A 7,090-nucleotide genomic window follows, 5' to 3' on the forward strand; every position below is an offset into this window, starting at 1 on the left:
ACCAACACAAATACAGAAATTGTAGTGGCATGGCAAGGCTAAAATGTTGCATTAAAAATCTCTGAAAAATTGAAGTTTAGACACATAATCGAATTTTTCTATTGCACTACTTTAGCCTTGACACGCCAGTAGGGTGCGTTACGCTATTGCTAACGTACTCTATTAAGCTTTTGTCAAAGTAGGGTGTTTCATACAAACAGAGAAGAAATCCTATCGATTTCATTGGATAAAGCGCATTGTGCTTGAGGAATAGTTTGGAAACTAAAAAATCGAGCGATCGCATATAATGAAATATTTTTTATTTGTTAGTTCCTTGATTGTTACTATTCGGACAAAACTTCAGCGGAAATTACTGCTGATAATCTTAATTGACGGATTTCTTCACGCACACTCATGAGGATTTTGCCGAGATGGTTTTGACCAGTTTTACGAGCGCCACAGCCCCAGAAATAATCAGTTGGTGAGTTTTCCACTAGGAGATCGTCACCTGTGGCCAGGAGAATTTCTCTAATCTCGGCATGAGTGAGAAACTTTTTGAGTACTGCTTCTCGCATCACTTGAGTTTTGACTAACTCCCAATCTGAGCGCAGTTGGCGAGTGCTACATCGCCCCAAAGCAGCGGCTTCTTCTGGGGTTTCGGCAGTGTGTATTATAGGTATAATTACTGCATCAATACTGCCCACAAACTTTTGCGCTTGATAATAATGTTCCACTGTTGGCCAGTAACTACCTTGGATGTAGATTCCGTGGGGAGAAAAGTTAGAAAAACAACCATAAGGCTGCCAAACTTTATAAAAGTAAATGGTCATTTGAAAATTTCTCTTTTATATATCAATTTCTATAATGCCTGTAGATGCTGACAGGAAGTTGTCATCTTTAGATTGAAAGCTATAACTTACCTCGAGAGAGAAGATATTGCTGGGCAAAAAATTCTATTGTGTGAGAAAAATCTGTCTATGAGGTTGACAATGGAGGCAAAGAGTGGGTTTGTATATCGGCGGATGCCGTTAATTGCTGCTGGGATTTTCCTAGGTTTGGGTCTAGGAGGGTTTGTTGATGGCATCCTGCTGCATCAGATTTTGCAATGGCATCATATGTTGAGTAACACTAAACCTCTGACAACCCCCTCAAACATAGATTTGAACATGGTATGGGACGGCTTGTTTCATGCCTTGGACTGGATCTTAACAGTGATAGGTGTAGCATTGCTATGGCGAGCAGGCGGCCGTGATGATGTTCCTTGGTCATCACAGACTTTTGTTGGATCTTTGCTGATTGGTGCAGGGTTATTCAACTTGGTTGAAGGACTAATTGACCACCAAATTCTGGGTATTCATCATGTGAAATCAGGTCCAAATCAGTTAGCTTGGGATGTGGGATTTTTGATATTAGGTGGGCTGCTTGTTGTAGTCGGTTGGTTAGTGCTACAAAATAGCAAAGGTAGACAAGAGTTAGGAATTAGGAGTTAGTAGTTTTTTCCCTTTTCCCCTTGCTCCCCCTGCCTCGCCGAAGTTTGCTTGGAGGGAAACGACACCACTTGCTACCCTGCGGGTTCCGCTTTCGCGGTACAAGCCGGGGAACCCTTGACGCTCGAGGACTCGCTAACGCTGCGCTAACAGCAGTCGCTCATGGGGAAAACCCCCAAGATCGCGTTGCCGACGCTCCTACGTCGCTACCGCTACGCTAACACCAATGCAGTGGCTCCTCCTGGCAACTTCTCTTCCTGCTCCTCTTACCCCTCATGTCCACTATATGTCTACAGACACTTTTGAAAAAACCAACCTGGGTTGGCAGCTTTCTCAGTTACAACAACAAGTGGGAGAATGGTCAGAATACCAGTTTTACCGCTTTCAACAGAGTTTGCCAGAATGGGCACCTGTATCAATTAGTCCTTGGTTGATTAATTTGCTAAAATTTCTGTTTTGGCTGGTATTAGCTTTAGTTATAGCTTGGGTGGGTTGGCGTTTGTGGCGAGAATTTGGTCACTACGTATATTCTTGGTTGGCTGGCGGTAGGGATGCCTCTGGTTCTAAGGCAAAAGTCTACTCTACTGATTTATCTGTAGGACTTTGGTTGGAGCGATCGCAACAATTTTACCGTCAAGGTAACTACCGTGAGGCTTGTCGTTGCCTTTACATGGCAATATTACAGCACTTGCACGATACTAGCGTTGTCCCTCACAAACCCAGCCGCACAGATGGCGAATATCTGCAATTGCTCCGTTCAATCGTGACTCCGATGCAACCCTATGAAACTTTGATTACCACGCACGAGCAATTATGTTTTGGCAATACGGAGATTTTGTCAGAAAATTATCAACAGTGTCAGCAAGCATATCGGGAAATTGCTCAAGAATAAAGGCACAGGGGCGGAGGGGCAGAGGAGCAGAGGAGCAGGGGAGGTAAGAAGAGTAACAATTAATTATTGTACAGACGCGATTAATCGCGTCTCTCCTAACTCAGCACTCAGCACTCAGTATGAAACGCTCAAACCGCATTGTTTGGATAGGAGCGATCGCTTTAGGGGTGATAATCTTACTTACCTTGATAGCGGCTCCCAATAATAGCAAAATTAGTAATGGCTCCACTTATAATCGCGCTCCCAATGGTTATGGTGCTTGGTATGCTTTCATGCAACAGCAAGGAACTACTATCCAGCGCTGGCAAAAGCCTTTGAGCAATCTTAAGACAGAAAAAAGCCCAGTGACTTTTTTACAGGTATACAGCACTCTCAGGGAACCCGTGCTGGATTATGAAGAGCGAAAATGGGTAGAAAAAGGTAATACTTTGGTGATTTTGGGTGTAAATCAGCAGGTGACGGCAGCAGACTTTAGCACTATGCAAAAATCGCCCTTTGGTGATGTCAAAATTGAGACGCGAAGACGTTATGCGAAAGCCAAGCAGCAGCACGTTTCTTTAGGCGATCGCTTTGGTGCTGTGGTCTGGGAAGAAAAGTACAATAAAGGAAAAGCAATTTTTTCTACCACTCGCTATCTGGCTGCTAATGCCTACCAAGATAATTTAAGTAATTTCAAATACCTTGCCAATTTAGTCACTAATAAAAATAAGTCTGTATTCGTGGATGAGTATATTCACGGTTATAAAGATGCTGATATCAGACAAAGTCAAGGCCAAGGTGACTTACTCAGCTATTTTGCGAAAACTCCTGTATTACCCATACTGGTGCAAGTAGGTGTTTTGCTAGTAGTGCTAATTTGGGCGCAAAATCGCCGCTTTGGGAAACCAGTAGCTTTAGATACGCCAGTTGTAGATAATAGCCAAGCATATATTCAAGCTTTGGCAGGTGTGTTGCAAAAAGCCGAATCTAGCGACTTTGTTCTAGAGATGGTGGGTAAAGAAGAACAGTTACAACTGCAAAAAGCCTTGGGATTGGGACAAATACCACTAGAACGCCAAACTCTGCTGAACCGTTGGGTAGAGAAAACAGGCGCAAGTGCAGCAGAATTAGAAGCGGTATTAAAGTTACAATCTCGAAAACGCCGCATGAGCGAACGAGAGCTGTTAAGCTGGTTGGGGAAATGGCAAATTGTGCGCCGACAATTGTAATTTCACGCAAAGATGCCCAAAGTACAAAGTATCTTTTAGCGTCTTAGCGGTTGTGCGTGAGATGATAAATAACAAAATATGAGCGAAACCCATCCTGTCTTTCTTCACCTCGGTCAGAGACTCAACCAAATCATAGTAGGACAATCTAACCTGATACAACAGTTTTTGGTAGCGCTGTTAGCAGGTGGACATGTAATCTTGGAAGGAGTACCGGGAACTGGTAAAACACTTCTGGTAAAAGTTTTAGCGCAGTTAATCGAAGCAGACTTTCGCCGGATTCAACTAACGCCAGATGTTTTACCATCAGATATTACTGGTACGAATATTTTTGACTTGAATAGCCGCAGTTTCACTTTGAAAAAAGGGCCAGTATTCACTGAGGTGCTGTTGGCAGACGAAATTAACCGCACTCCCCCCAAGACACAAGCGGCGCTGTTAGAAGCGATGGAAGAGATGCAGGTAACTCTAGATGGTGAAAGTTTACCTTTGCCAGATTTATTTTGGGTGACAGCAACACAAAATCCTTTGGAATTTGAGGGTACTTATCCTCTACCAGAGGCGCAGCTGGACAGGTTTTTATTCAAGCTAGTAGTAGATTACCCCGATCGCGCTGCCGAAAAACAAATGTTACTCAATCGTCAGGCAGGATTTGCCGCTAGACGTATGGATATTAGCAATCTTAAACCAGTGGCAACGGTAGCTGAAATTTTACAGGCACGGCAAGCAGTCAAAGAAGTTAAGGTATCTGAAGCGATCGTTGATTATCTTTTAGCGTTGATCGGAACATCGCGTCAATCTCCTGATTTAACTTTAGGTGCATCGCCTCGCGCTGCTGGTGCTTGGTTGCAGACATCTCAAGCAGCAGCCTGGTTAGCTGGAAGGGATTTTGTTACCCCAGATGATATTAAAACTGTGGCATCACCGCTATTACGTCATCGCTTGATTCTGAAACCAGAAGCAATGCTGGATGGTTTACAAATGGATGCGGTAATTGCGTCAGTTATTAATCAAGTGCCAGTGCCAAGATGAGTAGGGATTGGGGACTGGGGACTGGGGACTGGGTATTGGGAACTAGGAACTAAGAAGATAATTTGTCAATTCTGCCTTCTGGCTCCTGCCTCCTGCTAAACATATGAATTAAACTTCGGCATTGTCAACTGAGAGTTTATTATTTATACTCGACTAATTTAAGCAAACAGGGTCAAATTCATGCAACACAAAGTTAATATTCTAGAACCTACAGATTTATGGTATTTACAAAATAATATCAACAAAGAGACTAATAAACTTTATCATCCAACAAAAGATATTCCTTTTGTGCAGCAAGTTGAAATTAAGCTAGAAAATTCTGGAGTTGTAATTCAAAAAGGTTCGTTGCACAATTGTGTTGGCAAATTAACTTATGATGTTTATAAAACTGATAATCGTTTGAAAGATATCTGGATATCTTTGAGTACAGAGGTAGATTTCAATGCCCCTGTTTATAGGGGAACTGGTACAGTTTATCTCGAACCGAGACACAAAGGAAACTTCTTATATTACACACCTATTGAACTGTTAGAACAGGAGCAATGGGAATTTGATGATGGTGTATTCCAGTTTTGTTCTGACAATGTAGTTTTAGGTACTAAACGATTAAAATTTAAACAAGCTGCTGGTTCCAATGATGGTAGGTGGAGAATTGCTCTATCAGCTTTAAGAGGACAAATAGCTCAAGTGGTAGTAGCTACAATTGCACCAACTAAAATTATTGAATTAAAGCAAGGTGAAATTTTGATTGCTGATTATGACATGGTGAAAGGATTTACAAAGGGTATTGAAGAAGATTACCGAAAATTAGGTTATTTTGGCAAAGGTGGTGGAGAAGGTTATGTTTGGTTTTATAGCGGTGAAGGTAAATTACTAGTATCTGAAAGTGAAGGTTTAAATCTCGGATAAAAACCGGATTGATTAACTCAAGAATAAATGTGGATAAATGGAGAGCGATCGCCTGTCTTTTATAGACTATAGTCACACGAAAGAATCGAGTTTGGCAATTAATCTATGGTTCCCGCCAGAAGAGTTTATTTATTATTAGGATTGGGAATAGCGATCGCACCCCTGTTATGTTTCTTTTTGAGCATTGCGGCAAGCATCGCTGTCATCTTGCTATTTGATGCCATTGTTCTGGGATTGATGATTGTCGATGCTTGGCGATCGCGTCCCCTGCGGGTGGAAATTCAGCGGGAATTACCGCCGCGCTTGTCCATTGGGCGGGATAATCCGGTTGTACTAACGGTAAAATCGCCAAAATCTAACGCTGTGATTCAAATCCGCGACTATTACCCAGTAGAGTTTGGCGTATCTGCAACCACACTCCGCACTAGTGTTGCCAGCAACAGCACTCAAGAATTGACGTACACTATCAACCCAACGCAACGAGGAGAATTTCCTTGGGGGAATATTCAGGTACGACAGTTGGGGCCTTGGGGATTAGCTTGGGATGATTGGCAGATTCCTTTAAGTCTGCGGGTAAAGGTTTATCCAGATTTATTAGGGTTGCGATCGCTTTCAATTAAACTGACACTGCAATCATCTGGATCGCTTCGCAAACGCCAAATGGGTATCGGTACTGAATTTGCAGAGTTGCGGAACTACCGCACTGGTGATGATTTGCGGTTTATTGATTGGAAAGCTACTGCCCGTCGAGTTGGCGCATACAGCAATACACCACCATTGGTAAGGGTTCTGGAACCAGAACAGGAACAAACGTTACTAATTTTGCTCGATCGCGGACGGTTGATGACTGCAAAGGTGCAAGGTTTGCAGCGATTTGACTGGGGTTTGAATGCAACTTTATCATTAGCGTTAGCGGGGTTACATCGGGGCGATCGCGTCGGTGTAGGCGTATTCGACCGCCAAATGCATACATGGATTTCGCCGGAACGGGGTCAATCTCACTTGAGTCAGTTAATCGATCGCTTGACTCCGATTCAACCAGTATTGCTAGAATCTGATTATTTGGGGGCTGTGACAAGTGTTGTGCAACGACAAACTCGGCGGGCGCTTGTGGTAGTGATTACAGATTTAGTTGATGTCACCGCCTCCACTGAACTGCTTGCGGCACTCTCCAAACTAGCACCACGCTATCTGCCGTTTTGCGTGACTCTTCGAGATCCTCAAGTCGATCGCTTGGCGCATACCTTCACCGAAAATGTTACAGAGACTTACGGACGTGCAGTCGCTTTAGATTTATTAGCACAGCGGCAAGTTGCTTTTGCCCAGTTGAAGCAAAAAGGTGTGTTAGTACTTGATGCGCCAGCTAATCAGATTACAGACCAATTAGTCGAGCGATATTTGCAACTGAAAGCGCGCAATCAATTATAAGGTGAAAATCAAGCATTACCAACACAAATACAGAAATTGTAGTGGCATGGCAAGGCTAAAATGTTGCATTAAAAATCTCTGAAAAATTGAAGTTTAGACACATAATCGAATTTTTCTATTGCACTACTTTAGCCTTGACACGCCAGTAGGGTGCGTTA

8 protein-coding genes are annotated in these 7,090 nt (G+C 43.0%); 7 read left to right on the forward strand and 1 reads right to left on the reverse strand.

The annotated features are described in order from the left end of the window. Window positions 1-323: 323 nt before the first annotated feature. Window positions 324-809, reverse strand: coding sequence for an NADAR family protein (locus tag RMY31_RS08325; RefSeq protein ID WP_322667208.1), 486 nt, complete (start codon window positions 807-809; stop codon window positions 324-326). Between the two features lie 159 nt (window positions 810-968). Here RMY31_RS08325 and RMY31_RS08330 point away from each other — a divergent pair, with 159 nt between their 5' ends. From RMY31_RS08330 to RMY31_RS08360, 7 genes are all read left to right on the forward strand, one after another. Further along, the gene (locus RMY31_RS08330; protein WP_322667210.1) at window positions 969-1,469 is read left to right on the forward strand and encodes a DUF2243 domain-containing protein; all 501 of its coding nucleotides are present in this window, start codon (window positions 969-971) and stop codon (window positions 1,467-1,469) included. A gap of 68 nt (window positions 1,470-1,537) precedes the next feature. Continuing rightward, the gene (locus tag RMY31_RS08335) at window positions 1,538-1,687 is read left to right on the forward strand and encodes a hypothetical protein (protein WP_409877712.1); all 150 of its coding nucleotides are present in this window, start codon (window positions 1,538-1,540) and stop codon (window positions 1,685-1,687) included. A 65-nt stretch (window positions 1,688-1,752) separates the two neighbouring features. Continuing rightward, the gene (locus tag RMY31_RS08340; RefSeq protein ID WP_322667212.1) at window positions 1,753-2,358 is read left to right on the forward strand and encodes a DUF4129 domain-containing protein; all 606 of its coding nucleotides are present in this window, start codon (window positions 1,753-1,755) and stop codon (window positions 2,356-2,358) included. Window positions 2,359-2,477: 119 nt separating this feature from the next. After that, window positions 2,478-3,566 carry a DUF4350 domain-containing protein gene (locus RMY31_RS08345; protein WP_322667214.1) on the forward strand — a complete coding sequence of 363 codons (1,089 nt, stop codon included), beginning with the start codon at window positions 2,478-2,480 and terminating at the stop codon, window positions 3,564-3,566. Between the two features lie 78 nt (window positions 3,567-3,644). Then, the gene (locus RMY31_RS08350; protein WP_322667216.1) at window positions 3,645-4,595 is read left to right on the forward strand and encodes a MoxR family ATPase; all 951 of its coding nucleotides are present in this window, start codon (window positions 3,645-3,647) and stop codon (window positions 4,593-4,595) included. Window positions 4,596-4,775: 180 nt separating this feature from the next. After that, a complete protein-coding gene (locus tag RMY31_RS08355; RefSeq protein ID WP_322667219.1) occupies window positions 4,776-5,504 on the forward strand; it encodes an AIM24 family protein in 729 nt (242 codons plus the stop codon). Window positions 5,505-5,609: 105 nt separating this feature from the next. Further along, window positions 5,610-6,932: a DUF58 domain-containing protein gene (locus tag RMY31_RS08360; RefSeq protein WP_322667221.1), complete on the forward strand. Its 1,323-nt coding sequence runs from the start codon at window positions 5,610-5,612 to the stop codon at window positions 6,930-6,932. The last annotated feature ends 158 nt before the right edge of the window (window positions 6,933-7,090 follow it).

Origin of the sequence: Dendronalium sp. ChiSLP03b (assembly GCF_034531165.2) — a bacterium.
Classification (GTDB): Bacteria; Cyanobacteriota; Cyanobacteriia; order Cyanobacteriales; family Nostocaceae; genus Dendronalium; species Dendronalium minutum.